The following is a 22,551-nucleotide window of genomic DNA, read 5'->3' as shown; positions in this document are numbered from 1 at the left end:
TTAGAACGTTAACTTGATGTTAAACCCTAAGTTTCTTGTGTTTGGTAACTGACCACCTTCGTAGAAAGAGGTTTGCAATTGAGATGGATCTACACCTTTAAGTTTAGAATAGATCATCCATGGGTTTTGAGAAGTTATGCCGAAATAAGCAGTTTGGAATGGTAATTTACCCAGCATCTTTTTAGGGAACGAGTAGCCTACGCTAACTTCCCTTAATTTAATGTAAGAAGCATCGTAAGTCCATTTTTCCCAAATCTGGCTATATGCCTGCTCATACAAAGTACGGGTTTCAACATAAGTTGTGTTAGGAGTGCCATCTTCATGAACGCCCGCTACTAAAACACCACCACCATCGGCAACTGAGTTACGTTTTGGATTGCCTTTAGCATTGTTGCCTACAGTTTCGATACCCAAACCAGAACCGTTTAAGTTTTGTTGAGTAACTGACACAAATTTGCCGCCTTTCTGGAAATCAAGAGAGAAAGCTAATATGAAGTTTTTGTAGTTGAAAGAGTTGGTAAAACCACCGGTGTAGCTTGGCAGCATGCTACCCAAGTTAACTGTGCTGTTTACAATAGGTAAACCGTCATCACCAACTATGATATTTCCGTTTTTGTCGCGGGTAAAACCAGAGCCAATAATTTGACCATAAGATTTACCAACAATACCGTTAATACCAAAGCTTGGCGAACCAACAAAGCCAAAGCTTTGTGTACCGGCAGCCTGGTTACCGCCAGATGCAGTATAACCACCTAAACCATCAGGAGTAACTTTCAGGTTATTTAAACCAGGGTACAGTGATATAACTTTATTCCTGTTAAATGAAATGTTGAAATCAGTATTCCAGGTAAAGTCTTTTGATTTAACCGGGGTACCACCAAGGCTGATCTCAATACCACTGTTCCTGATCTGGCCGGCATTGATTACTGCAGTTGAGTAACCAGATGTACCGTTGATAGGCAATGGCAGGATCTGATCCTTTTGAGAACGGGTATAGTAGTTGAAATCAAATTTAACCCTGTCTCTCAGGAAACGCAATTCGGTACCAATTTCATACGAAGTTGAAAGTGATGGCCTCAAGTCGGCATTAGGTAATGTATTAGGTACTGTTTGTACCGGTGAGCTACCTGTTTTAGTAGGGCTGTACGGTGTAGTACTTAAGTTGTACGTTTGATAAATTGAATAAAGAGCAGCATCCGAACCTAATTTTGCAGCAGAAAGCCTCAATTTACCGAAGCTAAGAATGTCATTTTTAGGCATTAGCTCTGTAAACACAAATGAGCCAGATAAACCGCCGTACCAATATGAATTATTGTTTATTGGCAAGGTTGATGAAATATCGTTACGGGCGTTAAAATCAAGGTACAAGAAATCTTTGTAACCGAATGAGGTGTAGCCATAGTAGCTATTCACCCTTGATAAGCCGTTGTAGCTGATAGATGTAGGCGCGTTCAAAGAGTTTGCAAGCGAGTACAATTCAGGAATAGCAAGGCCGCCATTGGTATTACCACCTGTATACAGGTAACGGTCCTGACGTGTTTCGGCATATAAACCCGCTTTTACAGAAAGGTCTTTAAAGTTGTGGCTATATGCTAAGTTAGCTACATAGTTATTTTCTTTGTAGGTATACTGACTTTGTGAATATGAATCGGTGTTGATAGTACCTGAGCCAACCCTTGAGTTATCATCACGGTTTAACAAATCTTCCCTGGCAATTAACGACAAAGAAAGATCTTTAGTAAACTGGTAAGTAGCTGTTAAGTTACCAAACACACGGTTGCTGTTTGATAGCGAAGTATTCACATAAGCTTCGGTATAAGGGTTATCCCAATAGTGCGGCGTTAAATCATCCGGACCGGTAATATTCCATGAAGTATAGGTACCATCAGCTCTTCTGTAATTTTTAAGTTTGCTGATTTCAACATCCCTGTGAAACCACTGGCTAAATGAACCGGCAGTTTGTGTACCGTAACCTTCCTGAGGTACGTTATTTGAGTTGATTTGCGAAAAGTTAAAGTTGGCGCTTACAGTTAACTTCTTGGTTAATTTAAGTTCGCCGTTTAAACCAACGTTGTTACGTTTCTGAGCGCTGTTAGGGGTAATACCAGTACGATCGATGTTAGTATATGATACCCTGAAATTATAGTTGTCAGAAGCTTTTGAAAACGCAGCGTTAGTGTTATAGGTAACACCTGTACGGTAAAAATCACGTACGTTGTTTGGCTGGGCCACAAACGGCTTTAGCTTGCCAAAGTCTGGATTTGAAGGATCCCAGAAATACCATGGAGCATAAAGGGTGCCATCCATCTTAGGGCCCCAGCTTTCATCAACACCATAATCGTAAATTTTTACGCCGTTGAATTTAGCAAACGAAGCAGGAGAGCCATTTGCAGGATCATAAGTGTAAGTATCCCACTGCGTGCTGGTACCACCACCATATTCATTTTGATACTCTGGTAGTTGGTATACTTTTTCGAAAGTTGTTGATTGATTCAACGAAACTCCTACTCCTTTATCAACACCTTTTTTTAAGGTAACAACAACCGCACCTTCAGATGCACGCTGACCATAAAGAGCTGTAGCAGCGGGGCCTTTAAGCACCGTTGCCGATTCGATGTCGTCATTGTTGATAGCATTAGCATCAGTAACAACACCATTTACCACGTAAATAGGATTAGCGCCTGATAATGAGTTAACACCACGGATACGGATAGTTGAGGTACCAAATTTTGCACCAGAACCGCCTAACACCTGTACACCTGCAATTTTACCGGCAAGGGCAGTGTTAAGGTCAGATTGCTTGGTAACCGTAAGGTCATCGCCCTTAATCTGTTGTGCAGCATAACCTATTGATTTTTGCTGCCTTGAGATACCTAAGGCGGTTACAACTACCTCATTAAGCCCATGGCTTGAGGCTTCTAAAACCACTTTAAGGTTTGCTGAAGCTCCGGCAGGAACATCCTGAGTGGCATAACCGATAAAACTGAATGATAATACTGCGTTGTTAGGAACGCTGAGTGAAAACTTACCGTCGACGGTAGTTTGGGTACCGGTTGTTGTACCTTTTATTTTAACCGATACACCCGGCAGAGGAAGACCGTCCTCTTTGGCTGTTACCGTGCCGGTAACAGTGTGATTTTGCGCAAAAAGCTGTGTTACAGCGAATACGAAACTGCACAAAATTAGTAGTAATCGTTTTTTCATAGAAAAAATTTAGCTAATAGTTAAGACGGCAAACTTAATATAGAAGGGTAAAATAAAACAACAGCAGAATGTAATATTTCCTTTACAGGAATTTATTTAACCATAGAGAATGTTTTAGGAAATAACTAACAAGAAATTACCTTTGCCGACGTTAATACCACATGGCCGATTAGATCCGGCCGGTAATAAGTCAGTTAATATTGTTAATTATAAATTAGGAAAATGCGCGAGGCATTTTCCTAATTTGCTTTATAAGCGTCTGGATATCAAACTGCAATAAAATTAACCGCAACGATAGGTAATTCAGAAAAAACTGCGCGCTAAGGCTGATAAAACCGCGTCAGTTTTGACGGAAAAAGCCAGGCGAACCGCCTCAAAGAAGAAATTATTTTCATGAAAAAGCTTAAAAAAACATTGTTAAAATCATGTTTTAAAGCTCCAATAATTGATGTAACAATATATTTACGTGATAAAAACCATCATAAATGGCTTTTGACTGCATGCTAAATGACAAAAGCCTGACAAAAGACGATAGTAAAATTGTCTTCCGCCAGGCCTTTTTGACCGTTTATTATCCTTTCAACACTTCCCTGCTGATCACTATTTTCTGAATTTCACTTGTCCCTTCTCCTATTGTACAGAGTTTGGAGTCGCGGTAAAATTTCTCAACCGGGAAATCCTTTGTATAGCCATAGCCGCCGAAGATTTGCACAGCCTCGGTAGCTGTACGCACCGCCGTTTCTGAAGCAAAATATTTAGCCATGGCCGATTGTTTGGTTACAGGCAAATGCCTGTTCTTTAAATCGGCCGCCTGCATAATCAGCAGTTCGGCAGCTTCTATTTCGGTAGCCATATTGGCCAATTTAAACGCTATCCCCTGAAAATTACCTATCGGTTGCCCAAACTGGTGGCGTTCTTTGGCATATGCAACAGCGGCATCAAAGGCACCTTTTGCTATTCCTAACGACAGCGCCGCTATCGAAATTCTGCCACCGTCCAACACTTTCATAGCCTGCTTAAAACCTTCGCCCTCAACACCCAGCAGGTTTTCTTTAGGCACACGACAGTTATCAAAAATGAGTTCGGTAGTTTCTGAAGCACGCATGCCCAGCTTATTTTCCTTTTTACCATGGGTAAATCCGGGTGTACCTTTTTCAATCACCAAAGCCGAAATACCATGCGAATCGCCTTTGTTGCCGGTACGTACCATCACCACGGCAACATCACCTGATTTACCGTGAGTTATCCAGTTTTTGGAACCATTTACCACATAATGATTACCATCCAAAACAGCAGTGGTGTTCATGCCCAACGCGTCCGATCCGGTATTGGCCTCAGTAAGTCCCCAGGCACCAAGCCACTCAGCAGTAGCCAGTTTAGGTAGCCATTTAAGTTTCTGTTCTTCATTACCGAAAGCAAGGATATGCCCCGTACAAAGTGAATTATGAGCAGCAACAGATAAACCTATAGCGCCACAAACTTTGGCTATCTCACTTATTACGGTTACATATTCAAAATATCCAAAACCAGAGCCTCCATATTGTTCGGGCACGAAAACGCCCATCATGCCTAACTCTCCCAGTTGTTTAAATAAGTCGATAGGAAAGTGCTGGGCCTCGTCCCACTCCATTACATGAGGTTTAATATAGCGTTCGGCAAAGTCTTTGGCCATCTGGCCTACCATTTGCTGATTTTCGTTCATAGCAAAATTATACCCATCGGTATGAGGGGTATCAGTTAACATCGCATCCATACATTTTATAATTGGTTACTAACAAAATAACGTATAAAAAATGACATTGGTTTGCCCGTAAAAGCCTGCAAATCAAGAACACTTTGGTATTGGGTATGAATTATAGGTTTAGTTTAAATAGGGTGGTTTTGGGATGGAAAAATTGGTGGAAAATATTTTTCAGGAGAATATTAATATAATCACTGTTTTAGTATCTCGCTACTAAAACAGTGATTATAAATAGAGTCAGGAAAGCTTGACGTTTATGTTTTGTGCCTTTTTAGGTCATGGTGTTACCTTCGGCCGGGCAGCACGCTCACAGCTCGCAGGCTGGCATCCCAATGTTATTAAGTTAAGGAAATCCCCCGGAGGGGGAACAGGTTTGTAATGTAATTATACCAAAAACAACCGTGCCAGAGGTACGGAACACCGGAGTTGTGTACCTCTGGCACACCAAAACCTTTTGCACCTCTTGTGCAGCCTGTCAACCTCTTAATTTAATGACATTGACCGGCATCTGCTGCCATCTCTAACACGAGAATCAATCATTAATAATCTGCCAGCACCACCAGCTTATCGCAAATAGGCGTTATACGTTCCCGGCCATTCAAAAAGCCGAGCCCTACTACAAAGGAGAAACCGGCAACAATGCCCCCCATTTCTTTAATAAGTTCGCTTGCCGCGGTTACGGTACCACCGGTTGCGAGCAAATCGTCATGTAATAAGATGTGCTGCCCTGGTTCAAAGGCATCGGTATGCAGTTCGATAGTCGCGGTACCGTACTCCAGTTTATATGCTTTTTGTTTTATAGTGAATGGCAGCTTGCCGGCCTTTCGCACTGGAATAAACGGAACACCTAATTTGGTAGCCAAGGTAAGCCCAAACAGGAAGCCCCGGCTTTCAATTCCTGCCACAACGTCAATACGGGTACCCTTTAACTGCTCAACAAAAGCGTCAACAATGTTTTCACACAGTTCAGGATCTTTAAGTATGGGGGTGATATCTTTAAAAATAATTCCAGGTTTCGGAAAATCGGGAATATCCCTTATGGCTGCTTTTATTTGCTGAGCTATCATTTGAAAACTAAATAAGGCCCAATTTTACGCAAAATTCCGTCATTAAGTATGGCAATATTTTTCAGATCGGTCAAGGCATTGTAATTACCATGCTCATCGCGGTAAGCAATAATTGCGTCCATCTGCTTAAAGCTCAGATACGGAAAACGCCTGAGATCATTAAAAGTAGCTGTGTTAATGTTCACTTTGATAATATGCTTGCCATCTACCGCAACCTCGTCTTTTATCTGGTCGTACTTTTCCTGATCGAGGCCATAAACTTCCTTTAACTGCTCCTTGCTGTAAAAGCCGCCAACCCGCTGACGATAACGAACAATACGACGGGCGAACGCGGGGCCTATCCCGTGGATCATGGTAAGCCTCGCTGAATCAGCACTGTTGATATCAACTACTTCGCCCGGCTTAACCTTAGTGATGTGCAAGGCCGGGCCATCAGGCAAATCAATATAAGGCTCGAGACGCTTATACTCTGTTGGACTAATACTATACATTTTTTGCACATCTCCCCTGGTAAAAAACCGACCACCTTTTTCTTCGTAATGTTTAATTACCTGTGCCTGATGCTCTGTAAGGCCAAGCTTTATCCAGCTTGTAACAGCTAAATTATTGGGGTTAAACTTAAAAAGAGTAATGGGTAAAGTTGTGTGATTTGCTATAGAAGTATTCTCATCAGCTATAAGACCGCCCGTTTTATTGGCATAGGCTACTGCTTTATCAAAAGCCTTAAAATTTATTGTATTATCTTTGTGGTTTGCCAGGAATACATAGGGGGCCAACAAAACCATCGCTATTAAAATAATCAACACTACCATTCCGTTCCACTCCTTTTTTGTGATGGACAGGTAGCTTTTAAGTTGCGGGCTCATTTATATACATTCCTGCCGTTAAATTAAATAAAAATTTAGGATATTTATTTGTTAAAACATACTGCTTATAAACAATGAAAGTTATAACCACCGAAGAGTTTGCCAAAGCCACCAAACTGGATAAGTTGAAAATGCCGGGCCTGGCCGCTTTATTGATGGAGTTAATGAAGATAAACCAGGTAAACGACCTGTTTGCACAGGCGCAACCCAAGCAAGGGCCTGAGTTTGTTGACGCTATATTAGAGGGATGCGGCATTGACATTGAATTTGACGAGCGCGAGCTGCGTAACATACCTAAAGAGGGAAGCTTTGTAGCCATAGCCAACCATCCTTACGGGGGTATTGAAGGCATGGTGCTGTTAAAAATCCTTTGCATGGCCCGTCCCGACTCGAAGTTGATGGCCAACTTCCTGCTCAAAAAGATCCCGAACCTGGCCGATTATTTTATTGCCGTAAACCCCTTTGAAAATGTTGAACATTCATCAAGCATAAGTGGCCTAAAAAACACACTTGAATTGTTAAACCAGGGTACCCCGATAGGTATTTTTCCTGCAGGTGAGGTTTCAACCTTTAAAGTAGAACAAAAACAGGTGACCGACCGTATGTGGCACCCGGTTGTGGGCAAAATCATAGCTAAAGCCAAAGTACCGGTTGTACCTATTTATTTCCACGGTAACAACGGTTTGTTATTTAATTTCCTCAGTTTGCTGCACCCTACCCTGCGTACAGCGAAGCTACCATCAGAACTATTTAACAAGCATGGTCATACCATTAAGTTACGCATAGGCAAGCCTATCAACGTAACCGAAATTCCGGATTATACTAACAGCACAAAACTGCTCAACTTTTTACGTGCCCGTACTTATGCTTTGGGCACCGGTTTGGAGGAAGAAAAGAAGATCTTTAGCCCACGTAACCTGTTTAAAATCAAACGTGACGCTGAAGAAATTGCTCCTGAAATTGATAACGCCATCCTTGAAAAAGAAATAGAGCCGCTAAGGGAAAATTACAAGGTTTGGACCGAAAAGAATTATGAGGTATTCATTGTTCCTACTTCAACCATTCCAAATGTAATCCGCGAGATTGGCCGTTTAAGGGAGATCACCTTCAGGCAAGTGGGCGAAGGGACAAATAAAAGTATCGACCTGGATGAATATGATATCTATTATCATCACCTGTTTATTTGGGATTTTGAAGCCAAAATGATTGTAGGAGCTTACCGCATTGGTTTGGGGGATGAGATCTTTTACAGCGTGGGCAAAAAGGGCTTTTATGTGAATGAGTTGTTTAAACTTAAAACGCAATTTATCCCGGTATTGCGCCGCAGCCTTGAACTGGGCCGTTCCTGGATCCGTAAAGAATACCAGACTAAACCACTGCCGCTGTTCCTGTTGTGGAAAGGCATCCTGAAATTCCTGATCGATAACCCGAGGTACCGTTACCTGATCGGTCCTGTAAGTATCAGTAACTCGTTCTCTAAATTTTCGAAATCACTTATTGTCGATTATATCAACCGCAATCACTTTGATCATGAAATGGCGCAGTACGTTAAACCGCGCAAAAAATTTAAGGTTGATTTTGCCAAAATTGACACTGACCTGCTCATGGCCGGCGAAGACAGCTTTAAAGGCCTCGATAACCTGATATCTGAAGTGGAAACCCGAAACATGAAAGTGCCGGTATTGCTTCGTCAGTATATTGCTCTTAATGCAAAGATCATCAGTTTCAATATCGACCCTAAGTTTGCCGATTGCCTTGATGGCTTCCTGGTGCTTGACCTTGAAAAAGTGCCGCAGGATATATTGGATAAGCTGGGGAAAAATTTATAATAGCCCCAACCGTAAAAGAAAAAGAGAAACACCTAAAGGCTTGTTTCTCTTTTTTTATGAACCGTTATTAAACTATTCTTCTAAAGCAAAAGGGCCTCCGATATCGGAGGCCCTTTTGTTAACTATATTTTGTTTTACAATTACCAGCTGTAACGTAAACCAAATTGCATTTGCCAGCGTGAAGCGAACAAATCAACTGAATATGGTAAACCTGGGTTGGTAAAATTATAAGTTGGGTATGAAGCCACATTACCATTTTTAACAAATGCAGGGCCACCAGCTGCACCAGGCAAGGCACTTACCGGTGTTAAACCAACACTTGCAGAAGAGTTGAATGTGTTTGCTGAGAAATAATATTGGCCCCAGCTCTTGTTCAATAAATTGGTAAGGTTGATGATATCATAAGTAAATGTGATCATCTGTTTGTGTTTACCATTACCAAATTTAAAGTCTTGAGTAAAGCGGAAATCTAATTGATTATTCCAAGGTGTGAAAGCAGCGTTACGTTCGGTAAACTGACCACGACGTGAGCTTAAATATTTGTCAGCATCAACGTACGCGTTAAATGCAGCTATCTGCTGTGCAGCAGTTTGTACTACTACACCGTTTTTCACTTGATCCACAATCATCTTAGCTGTTTCATCTCTGGTTGGGATGTAAGCCAGACTCAATTGCTGACCTGTTCCATCGATAGCATTCGGGTAAGTATCCCAGGTATATGGGTTACCACTTTGCGCGCTAAAGAAGAAAGTGAAGTTAGCTGTATAGTTATGTCCGGCATCCCAATCGTGTTTGAAGTTCACGTTTGATACGATACGGTGACGGATATCAAAGTTTGAATTGGCTAAACCCGGATTGTTAGGATTCAAAGCCTGATTCAACTGCCAGTTTGACTCCATTGAGTTACGGATACCATTGGTAACATCTTTAGAGTGCCCGTAGGTATAGGCAACCGAGAAGTTTAATGCATTCAGTGGATCAAACTGAGTAAATTTTGCTACTTGTGCAGTTGCACTGTAACGGTAACCTTCGCTGGTATTTGATAACAAATAGGCGTTGGTATATTTTGAGTTGATTCCTTTGTTGATGAATATCGGCTGCTGGTGCTGGGTATCATAAGGATAATAAGTTACACTATCCTTGGTATTTACTTGCTGGAATTTCAAGTCGTGGATAACTTTAGTATAGATACCTTCGGCAGTAAATTTCCATTGATTATCAGTTGTGTAATCAACTGCTAAGCTGCTTCTCCATACCTGTGGCATTTTGAAGTTATTATCAATCATATCCACCTGGGTAGAACCGGTAGCACCAGTATTAAAGTTACCTTGTTGATTAACAAAGTTTAAACCGCCATTAGAAGGAGCCTGAATAGGGTTAGTACCAGGAGTAATTGGCGATGTAGCTGATGGTTTTTTATCATAAGCACCATAAGTAGCGCCGTTGTTGTAAAACGCGTAACCAAACCATGCAAAAGGAACACGACCGGTAAAGAAACCGCTACCACCACGTAAAATAACGCTTTGATCACCGTTGGCATCATAGTTAAATGATACACGTGGGTTCCACTCTATGTTACCCAGGTAATTTTGTTTGATATCTTTTGGTTTGGTATAAGTATAAGTGGTACCATAATTTGGATCAACCGGAGCATTAGTTGTTTTATCGCTCAATGGTTGCTTGTTTGGCACACCCGCATAATCGGCGCGTAAAGCTACAGTCAACTTAAAGTTATCAGTTAACTGAATATCGTCCTGTCCATATAAACTCAGCAGGTTAACTTTAAACTGAGCTGAAGGATGTGCTAAGATATAATCGCGTGTGTTATCAGTATAATTAAAGTTTGCACGTATACGAGAAGGATTGTTGGCAATAAAGTTTTCAATGCTGCTATAAGCCACACGACCGTTCCATGCGTTTACGAAGTTATAAGTGATATTATAAAACTCGTTGTGAGTACCAAATGTAAACGTGTGTTTTCCTTTTGTCCAGGTTAAGTTGTCAGTAAACTCAGCAGTTTTCTGGTGCATATCAAAGATAGCGGCCTCGCGGTCGGTACCCATGAATATGGTTGTACCAGGTGTACGACCAGTGATCTCGATTTGAGGTAAAGCTGGGTTTGAGTTAGGATCACGATAATCATGAACTGCAGAGTAACCTAAAACCAAGCTATTGCTTAAGTTACCTGAAAACCTTGATTTCAATTCCGCAACTGTTGAAGTTGAGTTATTGTGTGAAGTATAATCAATACCACTGAAACGGAAGTTTTGCTGATCGCGCTCCAAGTTTGTAGCTTTTGAGCTGATGGTATTGTTACGGATAGTTAACTGGTTGTGATCATCGATATTCCAATCTAAACGGTTAAAGTATTTGTTTGAGTTAGAGAATATCGTAGTGTTGTTATACGTACCTGGATCAATACCATTTGGGTGGGCAGCATCTGTAGTAAATGCCTTAAATGCTGCAACCAATTTATCACCATCGGCCTGACTTAAGATATTAGATGCACCATTGTGATCAAGACCGCGGATAACAGGATCCTGCCTGCGGGCAAGCTCCTCATTGGTAAAGAAGAATAATTTATTTTTAATGATAGGGAAACCTAAACGGATACCGGTTTGGTAATCATGAAAATCACTAAGTTTTGAACCATCACCACCTAAAGCAGCTTTTGCATTGTTAGCGCCCACCATAAATGATCCACGACCGTAACCGTAAACAGCACCGCTAAAATCATTTGTACCGCTACGGGTTACAGCGTTGATACTACCACCTAATACGTTACCAATTTTGATATCGTAAGGAGCAACATAAACCTGGATGTCCTGGATAGCGTCAAGAGAGATGGGGCTTGTACGGGTACTGCTACCTACCTGGCCTGAAGCGTTGTTCTGACCACCTAATGATGGGCTGAAACCGATAGCGTCATTGTTGATAGCACCGTCAAGCGTTACGTTGTTATAACGGTAGTTGGTACCTTGAAATGAGTTATTGTTACTTTGAGGGGTATTTCTGGTTAAATCCTGCAAGCTGCGGTTAATTGAAGGAGCAGTACGGATCTGGTTTTGACCAATACGGGTACTTGCACCTGTTTTTGCCGGGCCAGCAGAAGCTTTTACTTTAACCTCTTGCAGCGTAGTAGTTTCGTCCTGCAATACAAAGTTTAAAGTAGCATTACCTAATTGAAGGGTAAGGTCACTTTTTTCGTCTTTTTTGTAACCGATAAAAGTAGCGGTTACGGTGTAAGGACCACCCGGGTTAATGTTGTTAACCGAGAAACGGCCTTCGGCATTGGTTTGAGCGCCATACCTGGTACCAGTGCTGGTGTTAAGCACAGTAATAGTAACACCCGGAAGTGTGGTACCTTTTTGATCTGTAACTTTACCAACAAGTACCGAGGTGGTGATCTGAGCGTTTGCAACGCTCCCAACCCCAATAATTATTAATGTTAAAATAATGAAGTAGAGCTTTTTCATTTGTGATTTTTTATTGCACAAAATTGCCCAGACAATGTTAAGTTTACATTAACACCAGATTATTATATTAACAACTACTTAATAATTTCTTTTTTGCTTAACATAAAAGCATCTACGAAAAAATAAAAATCACTGATTATCAAAAAGATACAAAACAACCCCAATGCATAATGTTAATTTTTTCCTCAATTACAGATTGAACATAAATTACACAACTATGCACATTAAGACTAAAAGCTGTCTTTATTAAGCCAATCTGCCGAACTAACAATAGTTAGGTTTTTAACAAATGCTTAATAAACAATATGATAAGATCAACTTTTGATTCTCAGCTTATTAAGCAATTGATTCAGCAGGTATGCCGGTGCTATAGCTAATGATTTGATGTTGAGTTTATTTTTGGCAAATTCCGGTTCGCGGCTATTGCCTATGAGCAACGCGCTTACAGAAGGAATAAACATAGAAACACATAATAGCCACATAGCAGGCCCTCCCGTTTGCTGCCATGCTACCAACTCCATTATACCGTAACTGAACCCCAATAAAATAAATAGAATAAAGTAAGATATAATTGGCGATAGCTTTAAATAGAAATAGATGGCAATAGCGATAACAAATGAGGCCCAGTTAAAATATCCATTATAAATTCCTAAAAAGCCCAAATGCGGAAAAGGAACGGCCCAGATCAATCCGAAGAGGCTAAACGCTAAAGTTGGGATACAGATATAATGTATCATACGGTTAACCCTATCTTGGTGAGCTTCTTCATATTCCCTGAAATAGCGATCAACCGGGCGTTCATCAATATTTACAGTTTCTTTCTGTTTGTTGTTTGTTTTCGTGGCCACGCTGTAAAAATAAAAAACCCCTCCGGTTTTGTGCCGGAAGGGTGCTGTTTAATTTTATAATGATTACTTGGCAAATGCTACCGAGCGGGTTTCCCTGATAACGGTAACTTTAATTTGACCAGGATAAGTCATTTCTGTCTGGATCCTGTTTGAAATATCAGCAGCCAACACTTCTGATTGTGCATCGCTGATCTTTTCGCTCTCAACAACAACACGCAGTTCGCGGCCTGCCTGTATCGCAAAGGTTTTCTCTACACCCGGATATGAAAGCGCTAATTCTTCCAACTCTTTCAAACGCTTTATGTAGCTTTCAACAACCTCGCGACGGGCACCAGGACGTGCACCTGATATAGCATCACAAGCCTGAATTATAGGTGATAGCATTGAGGTCATCTCAATTTCATCGTGGTGAGCACCAATGGCGTTACAAACTTCAGGATGTTCTTTATATTTTTCGGCCAGTTGCATACCTAAAATAGCGTGAGGCAGTTCCGGGTTATCATCTGGCACTTTACCAATATCATGCAGTAAGCCGGCACGTTTAGCAAGCTTTACGTTAAGGCCCAACTCAGCAGCCATAGTAGCGCAGAAGTTTGCAACCTCGCGCGAGTGCTGCAACAGGTTTTGACCATATGACGAACGGTAACGCATACGGCCAACCATACGGATCAGTTCTGGGTGTAAACCATGAATACCAAGGTCAATAACGGTACGCTCACCTATCTCAACAATTTCTTCTTCAATTTGCTTTTTGGTTTTGGCAACCACCTCCTCAATACGTGCAGGGTGGATACGACCATCGGTAACCAAACGGTGCATTGCCAAACGGGCAATCTCGCGCCTTACCGGGTCAAAACCTGAAAGAATGATAGCCTCCGGGGTATCATCAACAATGATCTCGATACCGGTTGCAGCTTCCAAAGCGCGGATGTTACGACCTTCCCGACCGATGATACGGCCTTTGATCTCGTCATTTTCAATGTTGAAAATAGATACTGTATTTTCAATAGCGCTTTCAGTAGCGGTACGCTGGATAGTTTGGATAACTATTTTCTTGGCCTCTTTGGTGGCAGTTAATTTAGCCTCGTCAACAATATCCTTGATCTGGATCATGGCTTTTGTGCGGGCCTCTTCGCGCAGGGTATCCACCAATTGGTTTTTAGCATCATCGGCAGATAAACCGGCGATGGTTTCCAGTTGCTGGATATGCTGATTTTTGAGGTGCTCAACCTCGTCCTGCTTTTTAACTACTACCTCTGTTTGTTTTTCAAGGTTTTTACGGGTATTGTCAAGCTCGCTCTCTTTGCGGTTAACGTTTTCCAGGCGCTGATTTAATGATTGCTCCTTTTGTTTAACGCTATTTTCACGTTGGTTTACAGCGTTGTTTTTATTGTTAACTTCCTGCTCGTGCTCAGCTTTCATCTGCAAAAATTTCTCTTTTGCTTCAAGCAGTTTGTTTTTCTTCAGGATCTCGGCATTATTTTCAGCATCTTTTAAAATCTTTTTCACTTTATTCTGAGCTGAGGCTTCCTGGTCTTTGAAAAGCTTTCGAAGCAGGAAGCGGCCAATCAAAACGCCAATGATGGCGCCTACAAGCAGGCCGATGATAACGTATAGTAATATGTCCATTTTAGGTTTGGTGGTGTTGTATATATGTATGTAAATAAAAAAACCGCAACTAACTTTTAAGTATCATGTATTTAAAACTTCATTTCGGATATTGGGGACCATGGGTTGGTTAACGTTAATCGCAACTAACGCATGCCTCTTGATCCGCTTAATATTGAAGCGTTAAGTTTTTAATAGTGAAACCTAAAATTTAACTGCGGTTAAATCTTAATGTGCTCTTGTATATTATGTAAAGAACGTTTATTACTTCGAAAAAAATTCGGTCAACAAATGATCTAAATGATAAACTTTTTCTGTTACCTCGGTATCCTCCACGGTAACTTTCTTTTCAGCCTTTAATGATGATGTAGCATAATGCAACACACACATTGAAAGTAAATCCTGCTTATCCCTAACCGCATAATTTTCTTGATATTCTTTTATCCGGTCGTTGATCAGCTTAGCCGCCCTGCGTATTATTTCTTCTTCTTCCATGTTAACCTTTAAGGGGTAAACACGGTCAGCAATATTTATTTTTATTGAGATTTCTCCCATTTGAGCTTTTCACTTTTTGTACTATTTTTTCAATAATACAATACACTTATCTATTTCCTGCACAAAGTCGTTAATTTTTTGCTTAATGTCAACACTTTTTTCATTTGTTTCAGAAAAAGACTTGGCAACTTTAACAACTTTTAATTTTTCTTCCAGTTCTTTTGTCTTGGCCTTACTGGCATTAAGGGCTACTGTAAGCGCCTCGCTCTCCAGTTTTAAAAGATCATTTTCTTCCTGCAAAGCAGCGCACAGTTCAATCAGGCGCTCGGTTTTATCTACAATTTTATTTAACTGCTCTGCTAATGAGGCCATGTTTTTGGTTAATTGGTTGATTAAGTTGATTGAGTTTAATGAAGCTCGTCAATCAGGAATAACCTAATCAACCACTCACCCAATCAACCATTCACTTAACTACTTCCTTATCTCTGCTCCGGCTTCTTTTCCTAAATTATAAATTAATTTCTGCATAATAGAATCAATAGCCTTATCCGTTAACGTTTTCTCGATATCCTGGATAATGAAACTTAAAGCGTATGATTTTTTACCTGCAGGCAATTTATCTCCCTGGTAAACGTCAAACACATCAACTTCTTTCAGCAATTTACGCTCAGTACGCAGGGCAATTTGTTTCAACTGGCCAAATGATACGCTTTGATCTATCAGCATAGAAAGATCGCGCCTTACGGCCGGGAATTTTGAAACATCCTGGAAAACGATCTTATTTTTGCGGATGGCTGCCAATACAAGGTCGAAATTGAAATCGGCGTAGAACACCTCTTTATCAACATCAGCCTTTTTCAATGAAGTACCGGCAACCGAACCAAATTTTACCAATTGCTTACCATTAAGCATGTATTGAATGCCAAACGACATTTTTTTGCAGATTGCATCCTCAACAGTGAAGTTGCTGATGTTCAGGCGTTGTAAAATACCATCAACTACAGCCTTGATATTGTAGAATGATACAGGTTTCGATTTTTGGTTCCATTGCTCGCCGGCATTAGCCCCTGTAATGAAAATACTGAAACGCTGGGTTTCGATGTATTTATCATTTTCCAGTTTATACACTTTGCCAAACTCATAAAATTTCAAATCTGAGCTCCGGCGGTTCTGGTTATAAGCGATGGCTTCCAAACCTGAATACAAAAGCGTTTGACGCATTACGTCAAGATCACTACTCAACGGGTTGAGGATCTTAACGGCAGTATCCAGGTTATCTGAATAAGCAGACTTTGTAAGCGAGTTGGCCAGGATCTCATTAAATCCATTCGCGCTCAACAAATCAGATAACTGGTTTTGAACGGTATCTTTCTCCGGGCGGGTAGAGTTATTTAGCGATGCCCTGATCTGGGTAGGGATCTCGATGTTATTATAACCATAAATCCTCAGGATCTCTTCAACCACATCCACATCGCGGGTAACATCCACGCGGTATGGCGGTACTTGTAATGATAGCGAATCCGCAGTTTCATTCACTATCTTAATATCAAGCGCCGTGATGATACCCTTGATCTCATCATTGCCAATCTTCTTACCAATCAGTTTATCGATTGTATCATAGGTGATCTCCACAGCGAACGGTGCAACCGGAGCCGGGTAATGATCAGAAATTTCTGACGATACCTGACCACCCGCCACCTGCTGAATCAGCAATACAGCACGTTTTAATGCAAAAACGGTCATATCCGGATCGGTACCACGCTCAAACCTGAACGAAGCATCGGTTTTTAAACCATGCCTTTTTGAAGTTTTACGAACAGATACCGGGTTGAAGTAGGCACTCTCCAGGAAAATATTTTTGGTTGATTCCTTAACGCCCGATTTAGCGCCGCCAAATACTCCGGCTATACACATAGGCTCTTCGGCATTACCAATCATCAGATCATCGGCAGATAGCTTCCTGTCTACCTCATCAAGTGTTTTGAATACGGTACCTTCGGCGTAATTTTTTACCAATACCTTGCCGCCGGTTATTTCATCGGCATCAAAAGCATGTAACGGTTGACCAAGCTCATGTAACACGTAGTTGGTAACATCCACAATGTTATTGATAGCACGGATGCCGATAACAGCCAAACGCTCTTTTAACCATTGTGGTGATTCTTTAACTTCAACACCACTGATGGTTAAACCTGAATAACGCGGTGAAGCCTGTTCGTTTTCCACAATAACCTCAATCGTACGGCTTGTGTTATCAACTTTAAAAGCGCTTACATCGGGCTTGTGAATACCTATTTTCAGGAAAGCGGCAATATCCCTTGCAGTACCCAAATGCGAAGCCGCATCGGCACGGTTAGGGGTTAAGCCAATCTCGTACATGTAATCGTCGTTCAGCTTGAAATATTCTTTAGCTGGAGTACCTACAGGTGCATCTTCCGGCAATACCATAATACCCGCATGGCTGGTTCCTAAACCTATCTCATCCTCAGCGCAGATCATCCCGTGAGATTCTTCACCCCTGATCTTCGATTTTTTGATAGCAAAAGGCTCGCCGCTGGTTGGGTAAACTGTTGAGCCAACTACCGCAACCACTACTTTTTGTCCGGCAGCTACGTTAGCAGCACCGCAAACAATCTGCAGATCTTCGCCGGTGCCTACATCAACCTTAGTAACATGCAGGTGATCAGAATTGGCATGATCAACACATTCCTTTACGTAGCCAATCACCAGGCCTTCCAGTCCACCGGGAACAGCCTGTACTTTCTCCAGACTTTCAACTTCCAAACCGGTTCCGGTGAGTATGATTGAAATTTCCTGAGGCATTTTATCAGTATCAATAAATTCTTTAAGCCAGTTATAAGATATTTTCATTATTCCGAAATGATAATCGGCAAAGATATAAAGATTTCGGATGTGGGGTTGGTAGATATGCAGATTTAAGATGATTCTTGATTATGCAAACCAATGTTACTTGCTCAACAAATAAAGCTAACCCTGAATCGAAATCTTGGCAATCAATTATAAAATAACTTACATTGCATTGTTAATCCAAAGATTTTCCCGGAATAAACTTCAACCATTTCCATCAAACTATGATAAAAGATACGCTTAAAGCATTGATCATCCGTGACCTTGAAAAATTAAAGCAGGAAATAGAAGCTTACCAAAACGAGACAAAGCTCTGGCATATTGAAAAGAGTATATTAAATTCTGCGGGCAACCTTTGTTTACATTTGGTTGGCAACCTTAACACCTACATCGGTGCAGAGTTTGGAAAAACCGGTTATGTAAGAAACCGCGTTGATGAATTTGCGCTAAAAGATATACCGCGCTCAGAATTGCTGGATAAAATAGAACATACAATCCTCATGATCGAAAAAACCTTCGATATGATTTCAGACGATCAGTTGAACGAAAAATACCCGGCTGAAATAATCCTAAAAGATGCATCTACCGAATACTTTTTTGTTCACCTTGCCATGCATTTAAGCTACCATTTGGGTCAAATAAACTACCATCGCCGGCTGCTGGATAATTGACTATAGTTTGTACACCTCCAAATCACATCATCCCTTCGTCGGCTAAACTCAAATAGCCGCCATCGGTAATTATCAAGTGATCGAACACGCCGATGTCAAGCATTCGGCCTGCGGCGCTTATTTTTTTGGTAAGTTGGATATCTTCGTTACTGGGTTTCAGGTTACCAGACGGGTGATTATGGACGAGGATCAGTCCACTGGCCTGGTATTGCAGGGCCGAATAAAAAATAATTTTAGGATCGCACACCGTTGCCGATAACCCGCCCTTACTGATGAGCTCTTTCCCTAATACTTTATTGGAACGCCCTAATAGTATGATCCAAAACTCTTCGTGGTTCAGATCCATCAGGTGCCGGCGCATCACATTGTAACCATCCCTGCTTGAAGTAATCACCTCAATGGCGCCGGATTCAGATTCATTACGGCGGCGACCGATTTCAAGCGCCGCTATAATAGATATGGCCTTAGCCTCTCCTATTCCTTTAAATTTAGACAACTCGGTTATTGAAGCCTTACCCAGTTTATTGAGGTCGTTATCATAATGATGCAAAATACGCTTGCTCAGCTCAACCGCGGTTTCGGTACGGCTGCCCGAGCCAATCAATATCGCTATCAGTTCGGCATCGGTAAGGGCGCGACGACCTTGCCCGCTTAGTTTTTCCCGCGGGCGGTCTTCCTCGGCCCATGATTTGATACTGATCTTACTCTCGTAGTTTTCCACGCCCTGAAAGTATGAAAAAGCGTTAAACAAAAAAAGGGACAGTGTTGGTACACTATCCCCTTAGTATATTTTAAATAGCTAAGATTAGCTTAAGCCGTTAACAAATTTAGTAAGCTTTGATTTATTGTTCGAAGCTTTGTTTTTGTGAATAACGTTCTTTTTAGCCAAACGATCAAGCATAGAAATTACTTTACCTAACAATGCAGTTGCATCAGCTTTGGTAGTAGTGTTTCTTAATTTTTTAATAGCGTTCCTGGTTGTTTTAGCCTGGTACCTGTTACGCAGACGCTTCGCAGCGTTTGCCCTGATTCTTTTTAATGATGATTTATGATTTGCCATCTCGTATAGCTTGTTATTCTTTTCTACTTATTTTAAGGACTGCAAATATAGGGCGATTAAATTTAATATGCAAATGGTTTTTTGATTTATATTTTGAAGTAATTGAATTGATAATGTGCAGGATTACCTATTACCTTACAACCTCCGCCATACCCTTTTTAATAGGCTATTAACGTAAGGTTTACAAAGCGTTCATACAACACATTGATTTTTGCGGCGTTATTAATAACTAAAGTTATCGCATCATGGTTATCAACAGCACCACCAGGTTTAGCAACCGGGTTGAAGATTATGTAAAATATCGCCCCGGCTACCCTGCCGAAATTGTTAAATTTTTACATGACACCTATAACCTGACCCAGGACAAGCTTATTGCAGACATTGGTGCAGGCACAGGTATATCTACTGCCTTATTCCTGAATAAAGGCTACCGGGTAATTGCCGTTGAACCCAACCTGGAGATGCGCGAAAAGGCTATTGAATTATTGGGCTCATACCACGGCTTTATCCCCAAAAACGGCACAGCCGAAAATACAGGCATTGAGGACAATACAGTTAGCGCCATTATAGTCGGACAGGCTTTTCACTGGTTTGACGCGGAAAAAACCCACACCGAGTTTAAAAGGATCCTGAAGCCGGATGGCATTGTTACCCTGATCTGGAATGAAAGAAAGACAACGTCGGCTTTTGAACAGGAGTATGATGAACTTATCATAAAACATGGCAACGATTATGTAACGGTTGATCACCGCAATATCGATACTGAACAGATCGAAGATTTCTTTAATCCGGAACCTGTTCTCCTCGAAATATTTGCCAATAAACAGATTTTTGATTTTGAAGGTCTGAAAGGCAGGCTGCTGTCATCGTCATACATGCCTACACGCAACGATGCGGGGTACCAGCCAATGATTAATGACTTACAAGCACTTTTTGATAAATTTCAGCGCAATGGGGTTATTGTAATCAATTACGATACCAAAGTATATTCTGGCAAATTGTAAAACTGGGAAGCTTGTTAAGGGAGAAATATATTTTGTAATTTAAAACTCCCCTTTAAATTGCATCTTTAACCCATGAACCGCCGTATCATTTTAAGCATAACAGGAATCTGTTTAATCATGTTATGCTCATCATGGGGATTCTTTGCGCATTACCGCATTAACCGGTTGGCTGTTTTCACGCTACCTAAGGCCATGTCGGGCTTTTACAAGGCCAATATCGATTATATAACAGAACATGCCGTGAGCCCTGATAAACGCCGCTACGTTGACTCATCAGAAGCACCCCGCCATTTCTTTGATGCCGATCACTATGGCAAAAAACCATTTGAGGCCATGCCTAAAAAATGGAAGGACGCGATTGCCAAATACCCCAAAGATACCATCATTAAATATGGCACCGTTCCATGGGCCATACAATACCAATATTACCGGCTGGTGCGGGCTTTTAAAGCGCACGATACCAGTGGTATACTTAATGCCTCGGCATATTTAGGGCATTATATTGCCGATGCCCATGTGCCCCTCCACTTAACCCAAAACTATAATGGCCAGCTTACCGGGCAAACCGGCATTCACGCCCTTTGGGAAAGCCGTTTGCCGGAACTGTTTGCCGATCATTATAATTATTATATTGGTAAAGCCCGGTATATTGATAACCCACTTAACGAGGCCTTCCGTATATGCAAGGCTACCTATAAACGCGTAGATACAGTTTTACGTTTTGAACGCATCCTGAACAAAACCTATCCGCAGGATAAAAAATACGAATTGGTCCAACATGGCAAAAAGCAGATCAGCGATTACTCCGCAGCCTACAGCCAGGCTTATCATAAAATGCTGAGAGGGATGGTAGCAAGGCAAATGCGGGCCTCCATACTTTCTGCAGGCAGTTTCTGGTATTCGGCCTGGGTTGATGCCGGGCAACCAGATCTGGATAAGCTTATCGCTACGCCTTTAAGCAATGAGCAAAAAGCTAAACTTCAGCAAGAGGAAACACTTTACCAATCAGGCAAAGCACTGGTAATTAACCATTAATACGTAAAACCCGAACATCAAACGGGTAGTAGCAACATTGTTTCCGCATTGCATTTCCTGCAACTTAGCGTTAGTCATCCACATTAAATTATTACGCTATGAAGAAATTATTTTTCCTGGTAATGATATTGTGCTCAAAAGCAGTTATCGCCCAAAATTGCAGCCAATTTGTAAACAATGCTAATGGCAAGAAGCTTACCTACGTAAGCCAGGATGCCAAAGGTAAACAGCAAATGACTGCCGTTTATACCACCACAAAAAAAGACGCCACAACAGTTTCGGTGCATGCCGAGATAAATGACAAAAACGGTAAAACTATAGGCAACGGCGATTCTGAAATGATATGCACAGGCAATACTATCAAAGTAGATATGAAATCATTTGTACCGGCCGCCAGCATGAAGGGCAACATGCAGGTAAGTGGCGAAGCCAAATACCTTACCTACCCTACCGATATGAAAGCCGGGCAAACTTTAGATGATGGCTCCGTAACCATTGATATGGGCAGCGGCGGCGCGCAATTGGCCAACCTGCAAATGGATATTAAAAACCGTAAAGTTGAACAAGCCGAAACAATAAGTACCAATGCCGGTAGTTTCGATTGTTTAAAAATCAGCTACGATGGCACTACCAAAATGAAAATGATGGGCATTGGCATTCCGTTCAATTTCCATGTAGTAGAGTGGTACAGCCCTAAACTTGGCCGGTTTGTTAAATCTGAAACCTACAAAGGCGAAAAACTGATGGGAACCATGACGCTTGATGCCATTAACTGATAG

17 protein-coding genes are annotated in these 22,551 nt (G+C 41.4%); 5 read left to right on the top strand and 12 right to left on the bottom strand.

From position 1 onward, the window contains the following. The 4 genes from EAH55_RS07260 to EAH55_RS07245 all read right to left on the bottom strand — a co-directional run bounded on the left by EAH55_RS07260 (window position 1) and on the right by EAH55_RS07245 (window position 6,878). Entirely contained in the window at window positions 1-3,204 is a 3,204-nt protein-coding gene (locus EAH55_RS07260) for a SusC/RagA family TonB-linked outer membrane protein (protein WP_112572667.1), read from the bottom strand. 571 nt (window positions 3,205-3,775) lie between these two features. Beyond that, window positions 3,776-4,957 carry an acyl-CoA dehydrogenase gene (locus tag EAH55_RS07255; RefSeq protein WP_121809096.1) on the bottom strand — a complete coding sequence of 394 codons (1,182 nt, stop codon included), beginning with the start codon at window positions 4,955-4,957 and terminating at the stop codon, window positions 3,776-3,778. 527 nt (window positions 4,958-5,484) lie between these two features. After that, window positions 5,485-6,012, bottom strand: coding sequence for an adenine phosphoribosyltransferase (locus tag EAH55_RS07250; RefSeq protein ID WP_121809095.1), 528 nt, complete (start codon window positions 6,010-6,012; stop codon window positions 5,485-5,487). Continuing rightward, window positions 6,009-6,878, bottom strand: coding sequence for a helix-hairpin-helix domain-containing protein (locus EAH55_RS07245; protein WP_121809094.1), 870 nt, complete (start codon window positions 6,876-6,878; stop codon window positions 6,009-6,011). Before EAH55_RS07245 ends, EAH55_RS07250 begins: the two co-directional genes overlap by 4 nt. 74 nt (window positions 6,879-6,952) lie before the next feature. On the opposite strand from EAH55_RS07245, the gene EAH55_RS07240 reads away from it, so the two are divergent. Further along, on the top strand, window positions 6,953-8,707 hold the full coding sequence (locus EAH55_RS07240; RefSeq protein ID WP_121809093.1) for a lysophospholipid acyltransferase family protein: 1,755 nt from the start codon (window positions 6,953-6,955) through the stop codon (window positions 8,705-8,707). Window positions 8,708-8,847: 140 nt separating this feature from the next. Here EAH55_RS07240 and EAH55_RS07235 read toward each other — a convergent pair whose 3' ends face one another. The 6 genes from EAH55_RS07235 to pheT all read right to left on the bottom strand — a co-directional run bounded on the left by EAH55_RS07235 (window position 8,848) and on the right by pheT (window position 18,005). Then, window positions 8,848-12,183, bottom strand: a complete 3,336-nt coding sequence (locus EAH55_RS07235) for a TonB-dependent receptor (RefSeq protein WP_121809092.1) — start codon at window positions 12,181-12,183, stop codon at window positions 8,848-8,850. A gap of 314 nt (window positions 12,184-12,497) precedes the next feature. After that, on the bottom strand, window positions 12,498-13,031 hold the full coding sequence (locus tag EAH55_RS07230) for an Mpo1 family 2-hydroxy fatty acid dioxygenase (protein WP_121809091.1): 534 nt from the start codon (window positions 13,029-13,031) through the stop codon (window positions 12,498-12,500). Between the two features lie 63 nt (window positions 13,032-13,094). Then, window positions 13,095-14,660 (bottom strand): ribonuclease Y, encoded by a 1,566-nt coding sequence (rny, locus tag EAH55_RS07225; RefSeq protein WP_112572683.1) that lies wholly within the window; start codon window positions 14,658-14,660, stop codon window positions 13,095-13,097. A 243-nt stretch (window positions 14,661-14,903) separates the two neighbouring features. After that, window positions 14,904-15,194: a cell division protein ZapA gene (locus EAH55_RS07220; RefSeq protein ID WP_090529762.1), complete on the bottom strand. Its 291-nt coding sequence runs from the start codon at window positions 15,192-15,194 to the stop codon at window positions 14,904-14,906. A gap of 21 nt (window positions 15,195-15,215) precedes the next feature. Next, window positions 15,216-15,506 (bottom strand): hypothetical protein, encoded by a 291-nt coding sequence (locus EAH55_RS07215; RefSeq protein WP_090529765.1) that lies wholly within the window; start codon window positions 15,504-15,506, stop codon window positions 15,216-15,218. A gap of 99 nt (window positions 15,507-15,605) precedes the next feature. After that, window positions 15,606-18,005, bottom strand: a complete 2,400-nt coding sequence (pheT, locus tag EAH55_RS07210) for a phenylalanine--tRNA ligase subunit beta (protein ID WP_121809090.1) — start codon at window positions 18,003-18,005, stop codon at window positions 15,606-15,608. 221 nt (window positions 18,006-18,226) lie between these two features. Here pheT and EAH55_RS07205 point away from each other — a divergent pair, with 221 nt between their 5' ends. After that, window positions 18,227-18,673: a DUF1572 family protein gene (locus EAH55_RS07205; protein WP_121809089.1), complete on the top strand. Its 447-nt coding sequence runs from the start codon at window positions 18,227-18,229 to the stop codon at window positions 18,671-18,673. A gap of 22 nt (window positions 18,674-18,695) precedes the next feature. Here the strand turns inward: EAH55_RS07205 and radC are convergent, their stop codons facing one another. After that, entirely contained in the window at window positions 18,696-19,394 is a 699-nt protein-coding gene (gene radC / locus EAH55_RS07200; RefSeq protein WP_114936334.1) for a RadC family protein, read from the bottom strand. Window positions 19,395-19,478: 84 nt separating this feature from the next. Beyond that, window positions 19,479-19,733 (bottom strand): 30S ribosomal protein S20, encoded by a 255-nt coding sequence (rpsT, locus tag EAH55_RS07195; RefSeq protein ID WP_112572690.1) that lies wholly within the window; start codon window positions 19,731-19,733, stop codon window positions 19,479-19,481. 245 nt (window positions 19,734-19,978) lie between these two features. Between rpsT and EAH55_RS07190 the strand changes: the two genes are divergently transcribed. The 3 genes from EAH55_RS07190 (at window position 19,979) to EAH55_RS07180 (ending at window position 22,548) form a co-directional block, all read left to right on the top strand. Further along, on the top strand, window positions 19,979-20,737 hold the full coding sequence (locus tag EAH55_RS07190; protein WP_121809088.1) for a class I SAM-dependent methyltransferase: 759 nt from the start codon (window positions 19,979-19,981) through the stop codon (window positions 20,735-20,737). A gap of 72 nt (window positions 20,738-20,809) precedes the next feature. Beyond that, the gene (locus EAH55_RS07185; RefSeq protein ID WP_244228118.1) at window positions 20,810-21,772 is read left to right on the top strand and encodes a zinc dependent phospholipase C family protein; all 963 of its coding nucleotides are present in this window, start codon (window positions 20,810-20,812) and stop codon (window positions 21,770-21,772) included. Between the two features lie 98 nt (window positions 21,773-21,870). Beyond that, window positions 21,871-22,548, top strand: coding sequence for a TapB family protein (locus tag EAH55_RS07180; protein WP_121809087.1), 678 nt, complete (start codon window positions 21,871-21,873; stop codon window positions 22,546-22,548). The last annotated feature ends 3 nt before the right edge of the window (window positions 22,549-22,551 follow it).

Source organism: Mucilaginibacter kameinonensis, from assembly GCF_003675385.1.
Taxonomy (GTDB): domain Bacteria; phylum Bacteroidota; class Bacteroidia; order Sphingobacteriales; family Sphingobacteriaceae; genus Mucilaginibacter; species Mucilaginibacter kameinonensis.
This window is presented reverse-complemented; position numbering and strand designations above follow the sequence as displayed.

Excerpts from the sequence above, each read along its gene's own strand:
- EAH55_RS07260 (WP_112572667.1), bottom strand. The coding sequence starts at position 3,204 with ATGAAAAAACGATTACTACTAATTTTGTGCAGTTTCGTATTCGCTGTA.
- EAH55_RS07255 (WP_121809096.1), bottom strand. The coding sequence starts at position 4,957 with ATGGATGCGATGTTAACTGATACCCCTCATACCGATGGGTATAATTTT.
- EAH55_RS07250 (WP_121809095.1), bottom strand. The coding sequence starts at position 6,012 with ATGATAGCTCAGCAAATAAAAGCAGCCATAAGGGATATTCCCGATTTT.
- EAH55_RS07245 (WP_121809094.1), bottom strand. The coding sequence starts at position 6,878 with ATGAGCCCGCAACTTAAAAGCTACCTGTCCATCACAAAAAAGGAGTGG.
- EAH55_RS07240 (WP_121809093.1), top strand. The coding sequence starts at position 6,953 with ATGAAAGTTATAACCACCGAAGAGTTTGCCAAAGCCACCAAACTGGAT.
- EAH55_RS07235 (WP_121809092.1), bottom strand. The coding sequence starts at position 12,183 with ATGAAAAAGCTCTACTTCATTATTTTAACATTAATAATTATTGGGGTT.
- rny (WP_112572683.1), bottom strand. The coding sequence starts at position 14,660 with ATGGACATATTACTATACGTTATCATCGGCCTGCTTGTAGGCGCCATC.
- EAH55_RS07220 (WP_090529762.1), bottom strand. The coding sequence starts at position 15,194 with ATGGGAGAAATCTCAATAAAAATAAATATTGCTGACCGTGTTTACCCC.
- EAH55_RS07215 (WP_090529765.1), bottom strand. The coding sequence starts at position 15,506 with ATGGCCTCATTAGCAGAGCAGTTAAATAAAATTGTAGATAAAACCGAG.
- pheT (WP_121809090.1), bottom strand. The coding sequence starts at position 18,005 with ATGAAAATATCTTATAACTGGCTTAAAGAATTTATTGATACTGATAAA.
- EAH55_RS07205 (WP_121809089.1), top strand. The coding sequence starts at position 18,227 with ATGATAAAAGATACGCTTAAAGCATTGATCATCCGTGACCTTGAAAAA.
- rpsT (WP_112572690.1), bottom strand. The coding sequence starts at position 19,733 with ATGGCAAATCATAAATCATCATTAAAAAGAATCAGGGCAAACGCTGCG.
- EAH55_RS07190 (WP_121809088.1), top strand. The coding sequence starts at position 19,979 with ATGGTTATCAACAGCACCACCAGGTTTAGCAACCGGGTTGAAGATTAT.
- EAH55_RS07185 (WP_244228118.1), top strand. The coding sequence starts at position 20,810 with ATGAACCGCCGTATCATTTTAAGCATAACAGGAATCTGTTTAATCATG.
- EAH55_RS07180 (WP_121809087.1), top strand. The coding sequence starts at position 21,871 with ATGAAGAAATTATTTTTCCTGGTAATGATATTGTGCTCAAAAGCAGTT.